The sequence below is a fragment of the Bradyrhizobium frederickii genome (assembly GCF_004570865.1).
Taxonomy (GTDB): Bacteria; Pseudomonadota; Alphaproteobacteria; order Rhizobiales; family Xanthobacteraceae; genus Bradyrhizobium; species Bradyrhizobium frederickii.
In genome coordinates this window covers 68,204-87,850 of sequence record NZ_SPQS01000017.1, presented here as the reverse complement: position 1 = coordinate 87,850, position 19,647 = coordinate 68,204, and the positions used below count along the sequence as shown (strand labels likewise).

At 63.0% G+C, this 19,647-nt stretch carries 18 protein-coding genes; 9 read left to right on the top strand and 9 right to left on the bottom strand.

Going from position 1 to position 19,647, the window contains the following annotated elements; genetic code table 11:
* Positions 1-34: 34 nt before the first annotated feature.
* The 7 genes from E4K64_RS26720 to E4K64_RS26695 are packed head-to-tail and all read right to left on the bottom strand — an operon-like array spanning position 35 to position 3,911.
* A complete protein-coding gene (locus tag E4K64_RS26720) occupies positions 35-826 on the bottom strand; it encodes an acetoacetate decarboxylase (protein WP_135166144.1) in 792 nt (263 codons plus the stop codon).
* A 29-nt stretch (positions 827-855) separates the two neighbouring features.
* Entirely contained in the window at positions 856-2,028 is a 1,173-nt protein-coding gene (locus E4K64_RS26715; RefSeq protein WP_135166143.1) for a DUF3734 domain-containing protein, read from the bottom strand.
* A gap of 36 nt (positions 2,029-2,064) precedes the next feature.
* The gene (locus tag E4K64_RS26710) at positions 2,065-2,664 is read right to left on the bottom strand and encodes a PepSY domain-containing protein (RefSeq protein WP_135166142.1); all 600 of its coding nucleotides are present in this window, start codon (positions 2,662-2,664) and stop codon (positions 2,065-2,067) included.
* 34 nt (positions 2,665-2,698) lie between these two features.
* Positions 2,699-3,283, bottom strand: a complete 585-nt coding sequence (locus tag E4K64_RS26705; protein WP_135166141.1) for a hypothetical protein — start codon at positions 3,281-3,283, stop codon at positions 2,699-2,701.
* 40 nt (positions 3,284-3,323) lie between these two features.
* Positions 3,324-3,542, bottom strand: coding sequence for a hypothetical protein (locus tag E4K64_RS26700; RefSeq protein WP_167772274.1), 219 nt, complete (start codon positions 3,540-3,542; stop codon positions 3,324-3,326).
* A gap of 16 nt (positions 3,543-3,558) precedes the next feature.
* Positions 3,559-3,714, bottom strand: coding sequence for a hypothetical protein (locus tag E4K64_RS40580; RefSeq protein ID WP_167767602.1), 156 nt, complete (start codon positions 3,712-3,714; stop codon positions 3,559-3,561).
* Positions 3,711-3,911 (bottom strand): hypothetical protein, encoded by a 201-nt coding sequence (locus E4K64_RS26695; protein WP_135166140.1) that lies wholly within the window; start codon positions 3,909-3,911, stop codon positions 3,711-3,713. The genes E4K64_RS40580 and E4K64_RS26695 overlap by 4 nt, the downstream gene beginning before the upstream one ends.
* Before the next feature lie 496 nt (positions 3,912-4,407).
* On the opposite strand from E4K64_RS26695, the gene E4K64_RS26685 reads away from it, so the two are divergent.
* Together E4K64_RS26685 and E4K64_RS26680 are read left to right on the top strand one after the other, a co-directional pair.
* Positions 4,408-4,836, top strand: a complete 429-nt coding sequence (locus tag E4K64_RS26685) for a hypothetical protein (RefSeq protein ID WP_235884793.1) — start codon at positions 4,408-4,410, stop codon at positions 4,834-4,836.
* A gap of 5 nt (positions 4,837-4,841) precedes the next feature.
* The gene (locus tag E4K64_RS26680) at positions 4,842-5,489 is read left to right on the top strand and encodes a TetR/AcrR family transcriptional regulator (RefSeq protein WP_135166137.1); all 648 of its coding nucleotides are present in this window, start codon (positions 4,842-4,844) and stop codon (positions 5,487-5,489) included.
* A 40-nt stretch (positions 5,490-5,529) separates the two neighbouring features.
* Here the strand turns inward: E4K64_RS26680 and E4K64_RS26675 are convergent, their stop codons facing one another.
* Positions 5,530-6,183 (bottom strand): TetR/AcrR family transcriptional regulator, encoded by a 654-nt coding sequence (locus tag E4K64_RS26675; RefSeq protein ID WP_126259481.1) that lies wholly within the window; start codon positions 6,181-6,183, stop codon positions 5,530-5,532.
* 200 nt (positions 6,184-6,383) lie between these two features.
* Here E4K64_RS26675 and E4K64_RS26670 point away from each other — a divergent pair, with 200 nt between their 5' ends.
* The 7 genes from E4K64_RS26670 (at position 6,384) to E4K64_RS26635 (ending at position 18,101) form a co-directional block, all read left to right on the top strand.
* Positions 6,384-7,166 carry an ATP-binding protein gene (locus tag E4K64_RS26670; protein ID WP_235884792.1) on the top strand — a complete coding sequence of 261 codons (783 nt, stop codon included), beginning with the start codon at positions 6,384-6,386 and terminating at the stop codon, positions 7,164-7,166.
* Between the two features lie 89 nt (positions 7,167-7,255).
* Positions 7,256-8,287, top strand: coding sequence for an efflux RND transporter periplasmic adaptor subunit (locus E4K64_RS26665; RefSeq protein WP_235884791.1), 1,032 nt, complete (start codon positions 7,256-7,258; stop codon positions 8,285-8,287).
* Positions 8,284-9,360 (top strand): efflux RND transporter periplasmic adaptor subunit, encoded by a 1,077-nt coding sequence (locus E4K64_RS26660; RefSeq protein ID WP_135166135.1) that lies wholly within the window; start codon positions 8,284-8,286, stop codon positions 9,358-9,360. Before E4K64_RS26665 ends, E4K64_RS26660 begins: the two co-directional genes overlap by 4 nt.
* Positions 9,357-12,494 carry an efflux RND transporter permease subunit gene (locus E4K64_RS26655; protein ID WP_135166134.1) on the top strand — a complete coding sequence of 1,046 codons (3,138 nt, stop codon included), beginning with the start codon at positions 9,357-9,359 and terminating at the stop codon, positions 12,492-12,494. Before E4K64_RS26660 ends, E4K64_RS26655 begins: the two co-directional genes overlap by 4 nt.
* Positions 12,495-13,048: 554 nt before the next feature.
* Positions 13,049-14,050 (top strand): PAS domain-containing protein, encoded by a 1,002-nt coding sequence (locus tag E4K64_RS26645; RefSeq protein ID WP_126259486.1) that lies wholly within the window; start codon positions 13,049-13,051, stop codon positions 14,048-14,050.
* Between the two features lie 441 nt (positions 14,051-14,491).
* Positions 14,492-15,850, top strand: a complete 1,359-nt coding sequence (locus tag E4K64_RS26640) for a globin-coupled sensor protein (protein WP_135166132.1) — start codon at positions 14,492-14,494, stop codon at positions 15,848-15,850.
* Between the two features lie 124 nt (positions 15,851-15,974).
* A complete protein-coding gene (locus E4K64_RS26635; protein WP_167772273.1) occupies positions 15,975-18,101 on the top strand; it encodes a putative bifunctional diguanylate cyclase/phosphodiesterase in 2,127 nt (708 codons plus the stop codon).
* A 158-nt stretch (positions 18,102-18,259) separates the two neighbouring features.
* On the opposite strand, the gene E4K64_RS26630 is transcribed toward E4K64_RS26635, so the two are convergent.
* A complete protein-coding gene (locus tag E4K64_RS26630; protein WP_167772285.1) occupies positions 18,260-19,483 on the bottom strand; it encodes an ABC transporter substrate-binding protein in 1,224 nt (407 codons plus the stop codon).
* Positions 19,484-19,647 lie beyond the last annotated feature (164 nt).

The window sequence follows — 19,647 nt, the reverse complement described above, 5'->3', positions numbered from 1 at the left end:
GCGCTGTGCCGCTGGTCGCGACGCGGAGTTGAAGTCAGAAGACCAGCGCTCGCTCACCGGCTCGAATCGAGCCGCGCGCCGGCTGTTGCAGATAGTCATGCACCACTGTCCCGAGGCCGAGTGTAAGGTCGGCGCGGATGTGGGTGGCTGAGACGATTTCCAGGACCGGCAGCTCGGCAACCGGCGCCAATGCGTGTGGTGTGAGGGCCAAAGCCGCCGGTCCGGTCCAGGCACCTTTCAGCACGATGTCCTCGAGATGGTACTGAACGAGCTCGCAGATGCGTGGGCTGCCGTCGACGTGCGGGATGATCTTGAGCAGGAAGTTCGGTTCGTTAAGCGCAGCCTTGATCTTCGCCAGATCGGCCTCGCGGTGCTTGTATCCCATCGTCCCCGTGGCGACCCGGAGCGGGCCGTAATCCAGCGTGCCGATCAGCGTGTCGATCTCGGTTCGCAGGGTCGGGTGCGCAAGCTTCTTCGGAAAGCCCCAGAGTTCGCGCCCGCCCGCGATGGGACCTTCGTCGTTGAGGAACATGCAGTGCGTGTAGCCGCCCTTGCGCCCGCGGAAGGAGACGGGGATGACCTGTCCGCTTTCCGTATAGTCGCCGAAGCCGTTGGAGTCCGGCATGCGGATGAACTCGTATTTGACGAGAGCTTCGCGCTCGTCGATCTCGAGCGGCCCCGGCACCACGGCCCGGAGCTTGGCCGGATCGGTACGATAGGTGATGATCAAGTACTCGCGATCGACGAACCGATACGGCCCGGGCGGATAGGCCGGGCTGGTCAGCGGCATGGCGAAGGCCCGTTGTTTCACATCAGTCTCACGCATTTGCGTTCTCTCCAGGGATGAGGTCGAGGCTACTCGCGGCCGTCATGTTCGAGATCGAAGGTGAAGACCCCGTCGGGACTCGAAGGTCGAGCGAGCACCTCAGGATGGCGCAGCGTGCGCAGCGCGTCGTGGTAGCCCGCGCGCCAATGGTCCTGCATCGAAAGCCGCGAGAACTCGTAGTCCTTGGAGTGTCCCTCGTGATTGCGCGCACGATAGATGAGATGGACGATGTTGTAGACGTTGCGGGAGACCGCCGTGTTGAGTAGCTTCACGTCCTCGTGCTGGCTGAAATCGTCTGGCAGCCGGCCGAGCAGCTCCGTCAGCGCGCGCCGCAGGCGCTGCACCCGCTTGAACTGGTCGGTGCTGGCGCGCGTGCGGCTGGAATACTGGATTTCCTTATGCCGTGTGATCACTTCGGCCATGTTGGCAGGAAGTTGACCGCGCGCGCTCCAGAGGTCGACCTGAAACGCCAGGGTGTCCTGCGGGGCATCCGATTCGATCACCCATTGCAGCGGCGTATTGGAAACGAGACCGCCGTCCCAATAGTGCTCGCCCTCGATCTCCACCGCCGGAAAGCCCGGCGGCAGTGCGCCGCTCGCCATGATGTGCTCCGGCCGGATGGTATGGGTCGTGTTGTCGAAATAGACGAAATTGCCGGTTCGGACGTTGACCGCGCCGGCGCTGAAGCGCGTCAGTCCGCTGTTGAGCCGATCGAAATCGACCAGGCGCTCCAGCGTGGTCTTGAGCGCGCGCGTGTCATAGATGCTTGTCGCATCGCTGGCTCCGCCGGGCTGCAACCAGGGCAGGACGGGACGGGCGGAGAAAAAACCGGTTGCGCCACACGTGGCCGCAAGACCGGCGCTCATCTGGTTGATGAGGTTGCGCGTACTGTCGCTCCGCGTCCACTCGATGAAGGGAGTTCCGGACAAGTCCCAAGGCGCCGTCGAGGTGATCTGGGTCCAGAAATCGCGCAAGCGGTCGACGCGGGACTCGGGCGGATTGCCGGCGATGATTGCGGCATTGATGGCTCCAATCGAGATGCCGGCGACCCAATCGGGATGAATGCTGGCTTCGGCCAGGGCGTCGTATACGCCCGCCTGGTACGCGCCAAGCGCACCACCGCCTTGTAACAGTAGCGCGATGCAATCGAAGGGAAGCTGCCGTTGTGCGGATGAGAGTTCTGATCGGGGCTGGAAGTTCATGGCGGGTGCTCTTGAATTGCTGATTGGATGTTTGTGTTAATGGCGGTTCGAGTCTTGCTTTGTGACTTTGGGCGGCTCGAGCGTCACTTCTTTCAAATGGCCCTCGGTGGCGACCAAGATCACGAAGTTGAGTCTGCCATCCTGTCGGATCAGTCCACCGGCCAGCGCGCTGCCTGCCGCCGCTCTCTCGGCGATTTGCACGGCATCCGACAATTCCTGCTTGATCCATTTCAGGGCAAGGATGTTGGCGAGGTCTTCCCGATCGAGTTCCTTCAGCGACGACGTCATCTCCTTGCCCGTGATGCTTCCGGTGTTTGCGTCGATGGCGTTCTCCCACACGCGCTCGTTGCGGATCGTGCGAACGCGGTAGACGGGCGGGCCGTCGATCTCGAAGTTGATGTCGGCCGTCTTCGAGCCGTCATGCAGACGTTCCGCGATCGCCATCGCCCGGCTGAGCGGGACGCGTGTGGTGCGGAATTCCGATAGGACGCGTTGAATAGCGGCCGCCTCGGCATCGCTTTGCGTGCTCGGGCTTCGGCTCTGCGTGTTCGCCGAATCTTGGACGTCGGCAGTTGCGCCGGTCGCGGCGATCGTGGCGGAACACACGATCAGGGCAAACAAATGCTTCATCGACATTGGGCAAATCTCGTTCGGGTTTGTGACTGACCGCCTACCAAAGGCGAGTGAACGCAAGCGCGTCGCCGCAAGGGGCATGGCTTGCCCGGCTGCAGGGGCTCGACCTGCCATGCGGTTTCGAGTGGCGCGTGGTTCGCCGTGTCGCGCTTCGTGTCCGAGAGGGCCTCAGCTTCGACATGGCCACTGCACGTGGCCTCGCCACTGCCTGATCGGCTGCCGATTGCGCGAAACTGTCGCGCAGCTGAATCTCCGGTGCAGTGTGACTTCTGACATCAACGATCGGCGCGGCCGTAACCGTCTCTTGAACGGCGCCGGACGCAATGAGGCGATCCGGCTGCGAAGCGGCCACAACGACTTCGCTATCGGCGGGTGTCGGCGGGAGCTGATTTGTATCGATCACGACGCGCTCCGGCACCTTCACGTCGGAATGAATGCGGATCGCAGGCCGCGCGGGATCCGGCTCCGCGAGGCGGTCCGGCAGATGCGCCGGCAGCACCAAACCGGTCGCCCAAAACAAGCAGAGCAGGGCGCCCCCGACCGACAGAAAATAGCCGCGCAAGGGAAGAGCGCTGTCGGTTGACAGGCTCGCGTGCATTGACATCAGGGATCGTCGGCTCACGGCACGCGGCTCCCGACAACGGAGTCACTCGGTCTCATCGTCAGAGGCTCCACGGGCGCGAATGCCGGCGCGCGAGCTTGGCGTCGAGATAGCCGCGCTCGTCGAGCCATTTGGCTGGACAATGGGCTGGGGCGTTCGGGGCGATCATGAATCCGTCGCGTTGAAGCGCGGCTCGTGTTCCGGTGACACCGGTCCACAGGGCCTTTCCGCTGATTGAATCCACTTCGATGGCGTCAAAGACTTCGATGAAGTTCGGCATGTCAGGGGGCGTCCAGTCACGCTGCGTGGATGAGGCGGAAGGCCTCGTCAGGCGCGATACCCCTGCGCGCGAGCTCGGACTCGATCACGTCGAACGCGCATTCGATCGGCGCGATCCAGACGTTGACCCAGCAGATGATGCAGTTGCGGGCGATCAGCAGGGCCGGCGTCATGCGACCGTCCTCCGGTCCGGCAGAACAGGGGTGGGCTGGCGCGCGGCGAGCGAATGAGCCCACGCGATCATCGCGATCGTGATGCCAAGCAGCAGGCTCAAGGCCACGAGGCACAGGGCGACAACGACGTTCAGCGATGCGGCGGCAAGACCGGGCAACGGATTTTCGCGCATCAACGCGAACAGCAGGGTTGACATTCTCCGTCTCCTTAATAAAATACACCGTATAGTTCATATAAATCACGCGCCAGGGCCGAAGTCAAGACGGGGCGTTACCCGTGAATGCAGATCGAGGCGGCGAGGCAGCGTCGAGCTGAACGAAACAAGCCTCGAACAGAGAAGGGATTTGACATGACAAGATTGATGCCGGCGGTTCTCGCAGCGGCCATGATTGTGCTTGGTTGCGCAGCAGCTTCTGCCGAGGAGAACCGGGGCACACCGGAGCAGCGGGCAGCTTGCACGTCGGACGCCTTTCGTCTGTGCAGTGCCTACATTCCGGATCCGGCGGGAGTCGAAGGCTGCCTGCGGCTCAGAAAATCGGATCTGACCGATGCATGCAAAGCGGTGTTCGATCGTGCGACCACCGGTTCGGCCAGGACCAGATAACCAAGTGACCTTGCGGCGGGTGTGACCGGGCTCTGTCCTGGTTGATATCCGCGCTGCGACAGGAGACAGGAGCGATCTCGTGAGCGCGATGTACATATCGGCCCTGGCTGCCTTTGGCGGCTCCGCCTTCGGCGCGGTCTCGACCATCGTCAGTGGGTGGTTCGGCCGACGCCGGCGGCTTCGCGAGCGTCATCATGCCCGCTCGTTCTCGAAGCGCGAGCGGCTGTACCGGAGCTTCATCGAGGAGGCGTCACGGCTCTATGCCGACGCCCTGGTCAACGACCGGGCGGAAATCCCCCAGCTGGTCGGCTTCTACACGCTGGTCGGACGCATGCGGATCTTGTCGAGCAACGAGGTCGTCCAGGCCGCTGAGCGAACCGGGCACCTGATCATCGAGGCATATCTCTCGCCCAATCGCTCGTTTGTGGACCTGCCCAAATTCATCGAGGAAATGGATCCATTGCGCGATTTCGGCGAAGCCTGCCGCCGCGAGCTCATGAACTTCCCGGCGCGGTGAGAAGCATGCGCGAGGAAATTGGGCACAGGACGGGGAATGCGGACGCCCGTCGCAAGATCGTGCTGGCCGCTCTCCAGCTCTATTGCGAGATCGGCCACAACAAGACCACGGTCTCCGACATCGCGCGGCACTTGTCGATGTCCTCAGCCAACGTCTACCGCTTTTTTCCGTCGAAGCAGGCGATTGAAGAGACAGTCGTAGGAGAGGTGCTCGAGGAAACGGTCAGTGCGGCAACCGAGGCGGCCCGTACCCCCGGGCCGGCATTGCGGCGCTTGGCGACAATCCTGAAAGCGATCGCCGACTGCAATGAAGGCCGATCGGCGAAGCACGGAAGGCTGCAGGATCTGGTGGCCTTGGCCGTCCGCCAAAACTGGACCGTCGTCCGCGCCTACGACGACAGGATCCGAGGGCTTGTGCGGCCGATCATCGGCACCGGGCAGGCAAGCGGCGAGTTGCGGGGCGGTAGTCCGATGGCGCTGACCTGTTGTCTGCTGCAAGCCATGGATGTTCATCTCAATCCGTCGTGGGCTGGGGCGGCGACGCTTCGGCCAAGCTTCGAGAAGATGTCGAGATTTTGTTTGGACGCTCTGGCTTGCAGCCCGTCGTTGCACGCCGGGATGCCATCGCATGTGCGGCTCGAGGCTGCCGGCTAGCGGGGCGCCTCCGACGCGCCACCCGGGGCTTGCCGCAACGCTAATGCGGCCAGCCTGTCTCGCAGGCGGCGAGGAAGAATCCGACGCGTTCGCGCACGAAGCCGGGAAGTTCCTTCTTCAGGTCCTTGGGAGTCTCGCCGACGAGCGACCGAAACAGCATCGGTAGGAGGATCAGGTCGAGAAAGATCTGCGCCGTAGCGCGGCTTCGCTTGGCGCTGAAGGGGCCCTTCGGGGAGCGCGCGAGCCTCTGCGTGGCGTCGTCGAGCAGCTGGGACACCGCGGCCAGGGAACGATCGCGCGCTGCGTCGTGAACATTGCGGCTCAGCTCGGGGAACCGCTGCGATTCCGCGATCGTCGCGCGCACCATGCCCAGCGATTCCTCGACCACCCTTTCGACGATGGCGGTCCCGAGGCTCATCAATTTGTCCTCGATGGAGCGGCCTTCGGGCGAGAAGCCCTCGAAGTCCGTCAAGCCGTCGATGGTGCGGGCCACCACGGCGGCGAACAGCGCCTCCTTGCCGGGGAAGTGGGCGTAAATCGTCGGCTTGCTTGCAGGGGCGAGCTCGGAAATGTCGTCAATGCTGGCGCTACGGTAGCCTTTCTCGAGAAACAGCTGCTGGGCCGCATCGAGAATGCGCGCCTGCGCATCGCCCGCAAGACCCTTGGGTGGCCTGCCTCGCTTCGTCTTCTTCATTCTTGGACCTCCTCGCGGTCTTTGCATGTCGCTTTCCACTTGACATGGCCCGCGAAGAAAGGCAAGAAAAAGAAAATATACGGTGTAGTATATTAATTCGCCGGACCTGGTCCCTTTGTGGGACCGGCGAGGGCCCCCGGATGATCAGGCAAAGCTGGGGTGTTCGAGCCCGATCGTCCGGACCGACTGAGGAGAATATCGTGACTGTCTCGATCCCGGATCCTTGTGCATTGCAGGAAGGCGTGCTGCTGCGCGAGCTGCATCACAGAGTGGCCCACGGTGTTGCCTTCGCCATCGACGTCGTGACCGCCACCGCTGTCCGGGTCGAAGGAGCGGAAGCCAAGCGCGCACTCAGCGACGTCGTCGAGCTGCTGCATGGCTATTCCGACGTGCATCGCGCGCTGGCCATGCCGGCGGGCGAAACGCTGATCCATGCCGCAGCCTACATTCGCAAGCTGGGCCTTGGCATGCGCCGGGCGCTCCTGGACCGGATGGATATCCAGTTGGCCTTCGCAACCCAGTCCATCGCGCTCAAGCCGGAGCGCTGCTGGTACCTTGGGCTCATCGTCCATGAACTCGTGATGCACGCGGCAAGGCACGCGTGCTTCGACGCGCGGGCGGGGCAGATCAGGATCAAGCTGACGCGCACCGGTGCACTGGTAAACTGCGTGATCCTGGACAACGGCTCGCGTCCTGCGCGCGAGGCCTCCGACCGCGAATTGCGAACTGCGACGGATATCGCGAGGGCCCTTGGCGGCCGCATCGAGCAGGGCTTCGGCGCTGAATTCACCTCGATTGTCCTCTCCTTCCCGCTGACCGAGCGCGAACGGGGCGCAAACTGGTCAATCGCAACGCGCCAGATGAGGGTTCCGCGCCGCGCGAGAGCCGCCGCCGCTTCGGATGGCGCTGCGCTCCGTCCCCGCCCATCCGCCGATGCCCTTGGCGGGCTGTTGTCGCCCTCCCACCACACGGACGCGTCATGACAGATGAACCTTCCGATCCGATCCACGTCGCTCGAACGCAGCGGGCAGCGAAGGGTCTCGCCGCAGCGACCTTGCTCGTGAGCATTGCGTTGACCGGCTGCGATGATCACGCGGCGCGGACGGCCACACGCGCCACGCTGGTCCGGACCATGATCGTGCAGCCGCGCGACCGCGAAACCTCCATCACGTTGACGGGGGAGGTTCAGGCGCGCTTCCGTGGCGATCTTGCGTTCCGCGTCAGCGGCCATGTCGTTGCACGCACGGCGGATGTCGGTGCTCACGTCAACACAGGCGACGTCCTGGCCCGGCTCGATCCGGCCGAGCAACAGGCCGATGTCGATGCTGCGGTCGCGACGGTGGCCTCCGCCGAAGCTCGGCTGCGCGTGGCGAGCGCCACTTTCGCCCGGCAGAAGGCGCTGATCGCGAGCGGGTTCACCACCCGCGCCGTCTACGATCAGGCAGAGGAAGGCCTGCGAACGGCGGAGGGCGTGCTGGAAGCCGCCAAGGCGCAGCTGGGCAGCTCGCGCGACGCGCTCAGCCATACCGTGCTGCGCGCTGAAGGCGATGGCGTCATTACCGCGCGCAATCTCGAGGCTGGCCAGGTCGTGCCGGCGGCCCAACCCGTGTTCTCTCTTGCGCAGGATGGGGCGCGGGATGCGGTCTTCGAGGTCTACGAATCCGTCTTCCTTGGCCAGACTGACGCTCGCCACGTGACGCTGGCGCTGGTCTCCGATTCCAGCGTGACCGCGACGGGAGAGGTGAGAGAGATCTCACCGGTGATCGACGCGAAGAGCTCCACGATCCGCGTCAAGGTATCGATCAAGGATCCGCCGGCCGCGATGACGCTGGGCAGTGCCGTCGCTGGGACGGTCAAGGCGAAGACTCAGAACGAGATTGTCTTGCCTTGGAGCGCGCTGACGGCCGCGGGGAGGAAGCCCGCCGTCTGGGCCGTCGACCCGAAAACGCAGACAGCGTCGCTGAAGCCCGTCGCGGTCGGTGCCTATGAGGCCGGTCAGGTCTTGATCAGCGCAGGCCTCGAGCCGGGCGACCGTGTCGTCGTCGACGGCGGCAAGCTTCTAAGCATCGGCCAGCCGGTCGCCGAAGAGGGAGATCGCTCATGAAGCGACAGGTCATGATGATCGCAGGCGTGCTCGCGGCGGCCTCGTTGCTCGCCGGCTGCGACAAGGAGGCGCACGCGCCGGAGCCTGCTCGCCCCGTGCTCTCGATGATTGCCAAGCCGATCAGCGGTGACAGCACAATTGCCGTCGGGGTGGTCGAGCCGCGCTACAAGACCAACCTTGGCTTTCGCGTCCTCGGACGGCTGACTTCGCGTCCGGTCTACGTTGGCGACATCGTCCAGGAAGGGCAGGTCGTTGGCGCGATCGATCCAACCGCACTCGATCTCGCCGTTCGCGCAGCGCGGGCGCAATTGGCAAAGGCCGAGGCGCAGCTTGCGACGGCCAAGGCCTCGGAGGATCGGCAACGCACGCTCATCACCAGCGATGCGACCACCAGGCAGACACTGGACAATGCCGAGCAGGCGCGCGCCGGAGCCGAAGCGGGCGTCGCACAGGAGCAGGCGAGCCTGACCAAGGCGATTGAGCAGCTTGGCTATGCCAAGATCAAGGCTGACTTCGGGGGCGTCGTCACGGCCGTCGGCGCGGAAGTCGGCCAGGTGGTCTCGCCCGGACAGACTGTGGTGACGGTCGCGCGGCCGGACATCCGGGAGGCTGTCGTCGATATCGGGGAAGACCTCCCTGTCCCCCTCGAAGTCGGTCTCCCGTTCACCGTCAGCCTGCAGCTTCTTCCTGCCGTTCAGGTCGAGGGCAGAATCCGCGAAATCGCGCCGCAAGCCGATGCGGTGACGCGGCTGCGGCGCGTCCGGATCGCGCTCGACAACCCGCCCGAAAGCTTCCGCCTCGGCGCGACCGTCACGGCGAAGCTCGGCAAGGACCAGAGCGAGGCCTTGCACCTGCCCGCATCAGCGGTGCTCGCCAGGGACGGCGCCGATTTCGTCTGGGTGGTCGATCAGTCCGCCGGCACCGTCGCGCTGCAGAAAATCGAGGGCGTCACCGAACAAGGGGGCATTCGCGTCACCAGCGGGCTTGCCGCGGGCGCCCGTGTCGTCACCGCCGGAATTCACAGCCTCAGGCCTGGACAGCACGTCCGCATCGAACAGGATCAAGATCAATGAAGTCGTTCAACCTATCCGACTGGGCGCTCGGCCATCGCTCGCTCGTCTGGTATTTCATGATTGCCTTCATGGCGGCCGGCCTGTTTGCCTATCTCCAGCTCGGACGCCAGGAGGACCCTGACTTCACCATCAAGACCATGGTGATCCAGGCGCAGTGGCCCGGCGCCTCGCCTGAGGAGATGACGCGTCAGGTCACCGACCGCATCGAGAAGAAGTTGGAGGAACTCGAATCCCTCGACTACACCAAGAGCGTGACGGTCGCGGGCCAGACCGTCATCTTCGTCTATTTGCGCGATTCGACCAAGGCGGCCGCCGTCAAGCCGACCTGGGTCCGCGTTCGCAACATGATCGCGGACATAAAGGGCGACTTCCCGCAAGGCGTGATCGGCCCCGGTTTCAACGATCGCTTTGGCGACGTTTTCGGCAACGTCTATGCCTTCACCAGCGACGGCTTGAGCCAGCGGCAGCTCCGCGATCGGGTCGAGGACGTGCGCGCCAAGGTGCTTACGGTGCCCGACGTCGGCAAGGTCGATATCCTCGGCGCGCAGGACGAGGTCATCTATCTCGAATTCTCCACCCGAAAGGTCGCCGCCCTCGGCCTCGACGTCCACGCCATCATGAATTCTCTGCAGGGCCAGAACGCGGTGGCGCCCTCCGGCGTATTCCAGGAAGGGCCGGAGCGGATCAGCGTCCGTGTGAACGGCCAGTTCGCCTCAGAGGCCAGCCTGAAGGCGGTTAATCTTCGCATCAACGATCGTTTCTTCCCGCTGACCGATGTCGCGACCATCACGCGGGGTTACGTCGATCCGCCGTCAACGCTGTTCAGGTACAACGGTCAACCCGCCATCGCGCTCGCGATCGGCATGAAATCCGGAGCCAATCTGCTTCAGTTCGGCGAGGCGCTGAAGGAGGAGATGACCAAGGTCATTGCCGACCTGCCGATCGGCGTCGGGGTGCACCTCGTCGCCGACCAGCCTGTTGTGGTCGAGCACGCCGTTTCCGGGTTCACCGAAGCGTTGTTCGAGGCCGTCATCATCGTGCTCGGCATCAGCTTCCTGAGTTTGGGCCTGCGTGCCGGGCTCGTGGTCGCCATCGCCATTCCGCTCGTGCTCGCGATCACTTTCGTCGTGATGGCCTATTGCGACATTTCGCTGCAGCGAATTTCGCTGGGGGCCCTGATCATCGCGCTCGGCCTCCTGGTCGACGATGCCATGATTGCGGTCGAGATGATGGTGGCGCGGCTCGAGATCGGCGATCCCCTCGAAAAGGCGGCAACCCACGTCTATACGTCGACCGCGTTCCCGATGTTGACGGGAACGCTCGTCACCGTGGCCGGCTTCATCCCGATCGGGCTCAACAGCAGCAACGCAGGCGAGTTCACCTTCACCTTGTTCGTGGTGATCGCGGTGTCGTTGATCGTCTCGTGGATCGTCGCCGTATTGTTCACGCCGCTTCTCGGCGTCACCATCTTGCCGGCCAGGATGAAGGGACATCACGAGCAGAAGAGTCGCCTGGCGCAGATGTTCGCGCGCCTGCTCCTGTTCTGCATGCATCACCGCTGGAGCACCATCGCCGTGACGGTCGGCGCCTTCCTGCTCGCCTTGTTCGGCTTGCAGTTCGTGCAACAGCAGTTCTTTCCCTCGTCGGACCGCGCCGAGCTCGTGATCGACTGGAACCTGCCCCAGAACGCCTCGATCACCGAGACCAACACGCAGATGGCCCGCTTCGAGCGCGAGCAGTTGCAGGGCAACGATTCGGTCGAGCACTGGTCCACCTATGTCGGCACGGGCGCGCCCCGCTTCGTGCTGTCGTTCGATCTTCAGACCGCTAACACCTGGTTCGGCCAGCAGGTGATCGTGACCAAGGGCGGCATCCCCGCGCGCGACCGGGTCAAGGCGCAGTTCGAGGATTATTTGAGGAAGACCTTTCCGGGCACCGACACCTACGTCAAGCTGCTTGAGGTCGGCCCTCCCGTCGGCCGTCCGGTGCAATACCGCCTGAGCGGCCCCGACATCGCAGAAGTCCGCAACCTCTCGCAGAAGCTTGCAGGTGTCATCCGCAGCAGCCCCGACCTCGGCAACGTGGTGTTCGATTGGATGGAGCCGGCGCGCGTCGTTAAGGTCGACGTCCTTCAGGATAAGGCGCGCCAGCTCGGCGTGACTTCGGAAGACATTGCCACCACGCTGAACTCCGTGCTTCAGGGCTCGGCGGTCACGCAGGTGCGTGACAGCATCTATCTCGTCAATGTCACGGGACGGGCGACCGCGTCGGAGCGCGCCTCGATCGATACGCTGCGCGACCTGCAATTGACCGGGCTCGGCGGCCAATCGGTGCCGCTCGGAGCCGTTGCCAATCTGCGCTACGAGCTCGAGCAGCCCACGATCTGGCGGCGCGCGCGGATTCCCACCATCACGCTGAAGGCCGGCGTCATCAGCGATGCGCAGCCGAAGACGATCGTCGACCAGCTCGCGCCGAAGGTGGCCGAGTTTGCCAAGCATTTGCCCGCCGGCTACTCGCTCAAGATCGGCGGTTCCGTGGAGGAGAGTGCCAAGAGCCAGGGGCCCATCATTGCGGTCGTGCCACTGATGCTGTTCGTCATGGCGACGGTGCTAATGGTGCAGTTGCAGAGCTTTTCGCGCCTGTTCCTGGTGTTCGCGGTCGCGCCGCTCGCGTTGATCGGCGTCGTCATGGCGATGCTGCCCAGCGGTGCGCCGCTCGGCTTCGTCGCCATCCTCGGCGTGCTGGCCCTCATCGGCATCCTGGTCCGGAACTCCGTGATCCTGATCGTGCAGATCGAGGATCTGAAAAAGGAGGGCAGGCCGCCCTGGGATGCGGTGCTGGAGGCGACCGAGCACCGCATGCGGCCGATCCTGCTGACAGCCGCCGCCGCAAGCCTCGCGCTCATTCCGATCGCGCGCGAGATCTTCTGGGGTCCGATGGCCTACGCCATGATGGGTGGCATCATCGTCGGCACGCTGCTGACGCTGCTGTTTCTGCCGGCGCTGTACGTGGCGTGGTTCAGGATCCATCCAGAACAGGTGAATGGACCGCCGATGGGTGAATCTCACGCGGCTCGAGCCGATCTGGCCTCCGCGCACGATGCGCCGGAGCTCGCGCTCGAGACGCAAGCCTGAAGGAGACGAGAATGCTTTCATTGAAGCCCCTTGCCGTCACGCTGGGCGTGGCGTTCGCGACGATGCCCGCTGCCGCGTTCGCGCAATTCCCCCCGCCGCCTCCGATGGCGTCTCCTGCGGTTCCCGCCGCCGGCCCGCCTCGACCGGGCCCGGGTCCTGGTCTCGGTGCGCCACCGCCGCGCCTTGGTCCTGCGGCTGTACCACGCGCCGATCCCGCCGCAAGAGGTCTCGGTCGCGTGCCGACGGTCGCAAACTCTGCGCGGGCGGTCTCGGTGAATATCGGGAGGGGCGACTATGCTCACCACAGACTCGGCACCTATGGCACGCGTGCGGCGTCATACGCCGGTGCGTACGCCGCCGGCGTTTATGCGGGTCATGCCTATGATGATTCGCGCTCCAGCTACTACGCGAGCGGCAACTGCGCTTACGTCTACAGGCGCCACCGCCGGGTGCTGATCTGCGATTAGGTGCGCCGTCGGAATAATAGATCAGACGAGCTGGACAAGACGGCAGAGTTAGCTAATTTGCGACGGTCGGAGAGCTAAGAGCAGGAAATGTTGGGCCTCTTGAAGGGAGGGACCGAAGAGACCTTCGGTATCATCGAGCGCGAACTGCGGTGTGGCTTCTGGAGCTGGGATTTGCGCTCCAATGAAATGCAGTGGTCGAGGGGGTACTATGATCTTCTCGGCATCGAACCCGGAAAGGTACTTCCGTCCTTCTCTTCCATTCTTCAGGTGACGCATCCCGAGGATCGGGGCGCGCAGGCCGAGGTCGATCGGATCGTTCGCAAAGCGTCTACCATCAGACGGAAATTCCGCGTCATCCGACGAGGCGGCAACGTCGCATGGATTTATTGCCAGATCATCGTTTTCGTCGATGACGAGGGCAACTCGGAGAAAGCGTTAGGCGTTTGCACGGACGTCACGGTCCAGGAAGACCAACTCAGTCGGCTTCGGGTTGCCGACGAGCGATACCGGGCCTTGGTGAAGGCCACTGGCGCCGTTGTCTGGGTTGCGAAGTCTGATGGCCGCCTCCACGAGGTCATCAATTGTGAGCACGGCGCAGAAGTTCAGGCCGCTGTGCTGAATTCCGGCTGGCTCCAGCTGATACACCCAGATGACCGCGATGATACCATCAAGGTGCGCGAAGCGGCCAGCCGCGAGAAGCGAGGCTACGATGTCGTACATCGGATCCGGCACGCAGACGGCAGCTTCAAATGGAAGCGCTCGACGGGCCAGCCGGTGCTCGATGGCGCCGGCAACGTCAAGGAATGGCTCGGGATAAGCGTCGATCTCGAGCCCGACACAGCCGGGTCCGCGGGCGACTCGATCACCGGCGCGCAGGTCAGGGCGGCCCGAGGTCTCTTGCGCTGGTCCGTCATGGATCTGGCCCATGCCGCGGGCATCAGTCGCGCAACGATACGGCGGATCGAGGAATTGGATGCGGCTCCAAATCACAACGATCCCGCCCTTTCGTCGATCGAAGCCACACTTTCGAAGGCGGGTGTCGAGTTCTTCTTTCCGAAAACAGGCAAGCCGGGCGTGCGTCCGCGCTAAATTGGCGCGCTGACATGGACGGCCGAGCCGAATTGGCTCGCGCGACCCGCATATCTCACCTTCAACCAGCAAATTTGGCGCTTTGCTCGCGTGATTCTCGAGCTTCATCGCGCGCAATGGCGCGTGCCACGAAAGCCGAGCACCAATTTTGCCTAACAAAAGGTTAGCCGTTCCGCACTATTGTTCCGACATTACAGTCGGTCTTTCAGGGCGGGAATCATGAGAGACATCTTTCGATACCTCGGAATTGGTACCCGCACTCAGCTGTTGGCTGAATGCACGCCTTCCCTTGTCCGCCGGATCGAGCCTGATATCGCGCTCGGTAAATATTCCTCTTTGGACATCGCGGGCGCTCTTTCCAGCTAATCAGCCTGCGTCGTTGATTGGCGAGGCCGCGTTTACCCATTCGTTTTCAAGCTTGCAATTTGGGAGGATGTCATCGTGACCACCGAATTAGCTGCGGACTCCACCTCTGATCAGCATCGTCGAGTCAGGATGCGCTTCATGGGTATTACAGCCCGAACCGGCGAGCTGTTGCGGGAATTCTGGACCATCGCCGAGCCGGAGGTTCCGCGAATTCTTGACGGCTTCTACCGGCATCTCACGATCGAGCCGCAATTGGCGAGCCTGGTCGGCAACAACGTTCCTCGGCTGAAAGTGGCGCAGGGCACGCACTGGGCTCGCTTGTTCAACGGCCGGTTCGACGACGAGTACCTGAAGGGCGTTCGTGCCATCGGGATGGTGCACAACAAGATCGGCCTGGAGCCGCGATGGTACATCGGCGGCTACAATTTCGTTCTCAATCAGCTCATAGCGGTGGGCATACGGCAGTATCGCTGGAGGCCATCGCACCTCTGCGAGGTTCTGAGTGCAGTCAATTGCGCTGTGATGCTGGATATGGAGATCGCGATCTCTGTCTACCAGGAGGCAATGCTCGCCGAACGGGAGAAGCGCCAAGAGAAGGTCCGCGCCGCCATTTGTGCCTTCGACGAGCGGATGAAAGCGGTGTTGAATACGGTTGGTGGATCCTCTGCCCAGCTGCAGGATGCAGCGAGTGCGCTGGCGGCGAGTTCTTCGCAATCGACCCAACAATCGGCGACCGTGGCGGCAGCTTCGGAAGAGGCGTCGACCAATGTGCAGGCTGTCGCCGCATCGACCGAGCAACTCACCTCCTCGATCCGGGAAATTGCCCGTCAGGTCTCGGAATCGACGCGGATTGCGAGCATTGCCGTGGAGCAGGCCGCGAAGTCCGGCGCCACTGTCCAGAGCCTCGCAAAAGCGGCTCAACGCATCGACGACGTGGTGGAATTGATCAAGTCGATCGCCGGGCAAACCAATCTGCTGGCGCTGAATGCCACGATCGAGGCCGCGAGGGCCGGTGAGGCGGGTCGCGGCTTCGCGGTCGTTGCTGCCGAGGTCAAGGCCTTGGCGGAGCAGACAGCAAGAGCAACCGGTGAAATCGGGGAGCAGATCTCGTCGATCCAGAGCGCGACGAAGCAGTCGGTGACGGCAATGCAGGAGATCGGCGGCACGATCGAATCCATCAACGAAATCGCCACGATCATAGCAGCCGCCGTGGAGGAGCAGGGTGTCGCGACAGCCGAGATCGCACGTAACGTTCAGCAAGCCGCGCTCGGCACGCAGGAGGTTTCGAGCAACATAAGCGGAGTCAGCCAAGGCGCTGCTGAAACGCGGCAGACCGCGGGAAGGCTGCTGAGCGCCTCCGAGGCGCTTTCCGGCCAGGCATCGGCTCTGCGGTCCGAGGTAGACGCATTCTTTGACGAAATCAAAGCCGCCTAGCGTTGCGTCGCAAAAAGTCATGAGATCGGGCAATACAATTCCTGCTGCGATGAGCGAAGTTCTACCTGCGGCCGAGAGCCGGCCGGCGTCACGATCTGCTATCGGCCCTCGCGGCTCTCCGGCCATGGACTGGGAGCGACTGGTTCATGCGGCCATCGAAAGTAGCTCTCATGGCTTGTGCGTTTTCGACGAACGGTCGCGTTTGGTGATCGGCAACGAGCTGCATCGCAATTTGTATGGCCTGACACACTCGCAGGTTGCCGCTGGGACACACGTGCAGGACCTTCTGGTCAGCCGGTATGCCGGCGCTAACGGAATGTCTGCGGGCGCCCGGATTGCCGAGTACATGGCGGCGATCCAGCTTAGAGCAGAATTCCGAACCAGCTACGGACTTGAAGGCGGGACGTTCATAGAGCTCGACATGCATCCCATGGAGGGAGGTGGCTTTGTCGAAAGGCATCGGGACATCACCCAGCTGCGGCTTGCCGAGCTTCGGGCCGAAGCGGCAAGGCAGGAGCTAATCGAGAAGCAATATGCCATCGACCAAGCGGTCATTGTCGCAGTCACCGATGTGCGCGGTACGATCACTTATGCCAATGACCGGCTCTGCGAAATCAGCGGCTACAACCGTGACGAGCTCATCGGAAGCAATCACCGCATCCTGAAATCCGGGGTTCATTCACGTGAGTTCTTCCGCCAGATGTATCGTCAACTCGCGCGCGGCCGGGTCTGGCGCGGAGAGCTCTGCAACAAAGCGAAAGGCGGCAGTTTATATTGGGTCGATACGGTCATTACTCCTCAACTCGGTCCGGAGGGGAAGCCGGTGGCCTACATGGCAATCCGGGTCGACATAACAGCTCGGAAGAACGCCGAAGCGCTGGTGCACTATGCGGCCCGCCACGACGCTTTGACCGGGCTTTTGAACCGGGCCGCCCTGCTCGAGGAGCTATCGAACCGGCTTGCACAAGCAAATGCGAGCGAACAGGAGCTGATCGTCTACTTGCTGGATCTCGACGGGTTCAAGTGGGTGAATGATACGCTGGGGCATGCTGCCGGTGACGCCTTGCTCAGGCAGCTGAGCAGGCGCCTCAAGTCGGTTTCGGCCGATGGCGATCTGATCGCCCGTCTGGGAGGCGACGAGTTCGCGATCGTTCAGTTCAACACTGGAGAAGGGCGCGAACAGGCGGAAAGACTTGTGGTCACCCTGCTCGAAATCGTAGCGATACCGTTCTCGGTCGCGGCACAGGACGTCTCGGTCGGGGTGAGTATCGGATTGGCGCTCGCACCCCGGCACGGCTCCACGGCTTCCGAACTGCTCTACAAAGCAGATCTCGCCCTCTATCGCGTTAAGGCGGAGGGCCGAAACGGCTATCGGTTCTTCGAAGAAGAGATGCACAGGAACGCGCAAGCCCGCAATCGGCGTGTCGGCGAGCTCCGCGAGTCCGTGGCCCGGGGCGATTTCGAATTGCACTATCAGCCGATCTTTGATGCGAAGACGCTGCAGCCGCGGGTGATGGAGGCCTTGGTGCGATGGCGTCATCCCTCTGAGGGCCTGCTTTACCCGGATCGCTTCATTGGACTCGCTGAAGAGACCGGCCTTATGGAGCCCTTAGGCCGGTGGATTCTTCGTCAGGCGTGCGCAGACGCAGCGTCGTGGCCCAAGGGGATCAAGGTCGCCGTCAACCTGTCTCCTGCGCAGTTTCGAGGACCGGCTCTGTTCGACGATGTGCTGAGCGCGCTGCTGGAAACAGGTTTGTCGCCCGATCGGCTCGAGTTCGAGGTCACGGAATCCATTCTGCTGCAGGAGAAGGAGGAGAACCTCTTGCTCTTTCGCCACCTCAAGAACATCGGGATATCGATCGCGCTGGACGACTTCGGTGTGGGATATGCATCGCTTGGTTCGGTAGTCTCATTCCCCTTCGACAAGGTGAAGATCGATCGATCCTTCACCAAAGGCCTAGTGACGAACCCGGCGAACAGGACGGTGGTGGCCTCGATCATGACTCTGGCGGCCGGCTTAGGGGTGCAAGTTACTGCAGAGGGCGTCGAGACCGAGGAGCAGCTACATTACCTGAGGGGCCAAGGACTGGATCTCGTCCAAGGCTATTTGCTCGGCAGACCAGCATCGGCTGACCTGAATGAGTGGGTTCGTAGCATCCCGGCTGGGGCCCCGCAGGGGAGCCATGCTTGCGATGGAAGGCAAGTTGAGCAAGAGCCGGTTTCTCCGCCGCACGCGGCTGCCTCCTATTAGCGGGCTGGCGTGATCTCTCGCACGGGCAGACCATGTGTGGAGAGACCTTCACCTAACCCCCGTCTCATATCTCGCTGTGCTCAATGTGAGCCGACCCTCCCCCTCAGAGGACCCTCCAGGGGCGGGTAAGGGTACGTCACCGCGCGCACTGGGCCACCTCACCTTGCCGCCCCCTCCGTGAACGCCGTCTCGATCACCTCGCCAAAAGGCTGCCACGACCGTCCGTCGAACTGGACCAGCCGCATCTGCTTGATCGGCAGATAATTGCTCGGCGAGGTATTCATCCTGATGTTGGGCAGCGCGACGGAGGGGTTGTAACCCCTCAACGAGGCCGCCTGACGCATGATGTTCTCGCGTGACAGGTCGTCGCCGCACTGCTTCAGCACCTGCGTCAACGCCTCGGCCGCGGCGTAGCCGTAGACCGCGGCGTTGTTGTTGGTGCTTTCGAACTGATGGTACTTGTCCATGAAGGCGAACCATTCCTTCATGGCGGGATCGTCTTTCCAGGCGGGATCGCTCGGGTCCTTCAGGAACGCCGCCGAGATAACGCCGGCCGAATTCTCCAGGCCCGCGGGCGCCATCGCATTGGCGATCGAGGCGGAGGCATCGTTGACGATGAAGACCGGGCGCCAGTTGAGCGAAGCCGCGAGCTTGATCACCTTGGAGGCCGTCGATGGCACGCCGAGGAAGACGAAGATATCGGCACCGGCGCGCTTGAGGATCGAGACGTGGCCGTCGAGGTGCTCGTCCCCGATGTCAAAGGCGATGTCGACGAGGACATGGCGGTTCAGGTCGCCCAGTCCCTCCTGGATCCCCTTGTAGAGCATGCGTCCGAACTGGTCGTTCTGCCAGAGCACGACGATTTTCTTGCTGGGGTAATAAGCCTGAATGTAGTTGGCGTAGATGCGCCCCTCCGACCGGATCGACGGCTGCCAGCCCATGGTCCAGGGGAACGCCCTGGCCTGGCTCAGCTCCTCGTCGCCGGAGGCGACGAAAAGCTGCGGGACCTTCTTCTCGTTCAAATACCAGCGCGCGGCGAGATTGCCGGGCGTGCCGAACGATCCGAACATCAGGTGCACGTCGTCCTTCTCGACCAGATTGCGCGTCAGCTCCAGCGCCGTCGACGGATCGGAATTGTCATCGCGCGTGATGAAGCGGATCTTGCGGCCGTTGATGCCGCCGCGCGCGTTGATCATGTCGAAATAGGCGGCTTCCGCCTGACCGATCGCGCCGAATTCAGAAAGCGCCCCCGAATACGGCATGACATTGCCGATGCGGATTTCCTTGTCGCTCGCCGGCTGCTCGGCGTGTTGCTGCGACATCGCCCCCAGCGAGGCGAAAGCGACGATCGAAATGAACAGCACTCTTCCGGTGACGCGCATGCTCGACACCTTGTCGTTGGCCCCCAACGAGGTCGGCTCAGTTCGCACCAAGGCCGATTGATGTAGGTCAAGCGTTTGGCGATCGTGTGGCCTGGCGGGTCGCGGGCGAAACGGCAGGCGTGTTGACCGGATTGTCGGGTCCTGCGGACGAGCGTTGCTCTTTC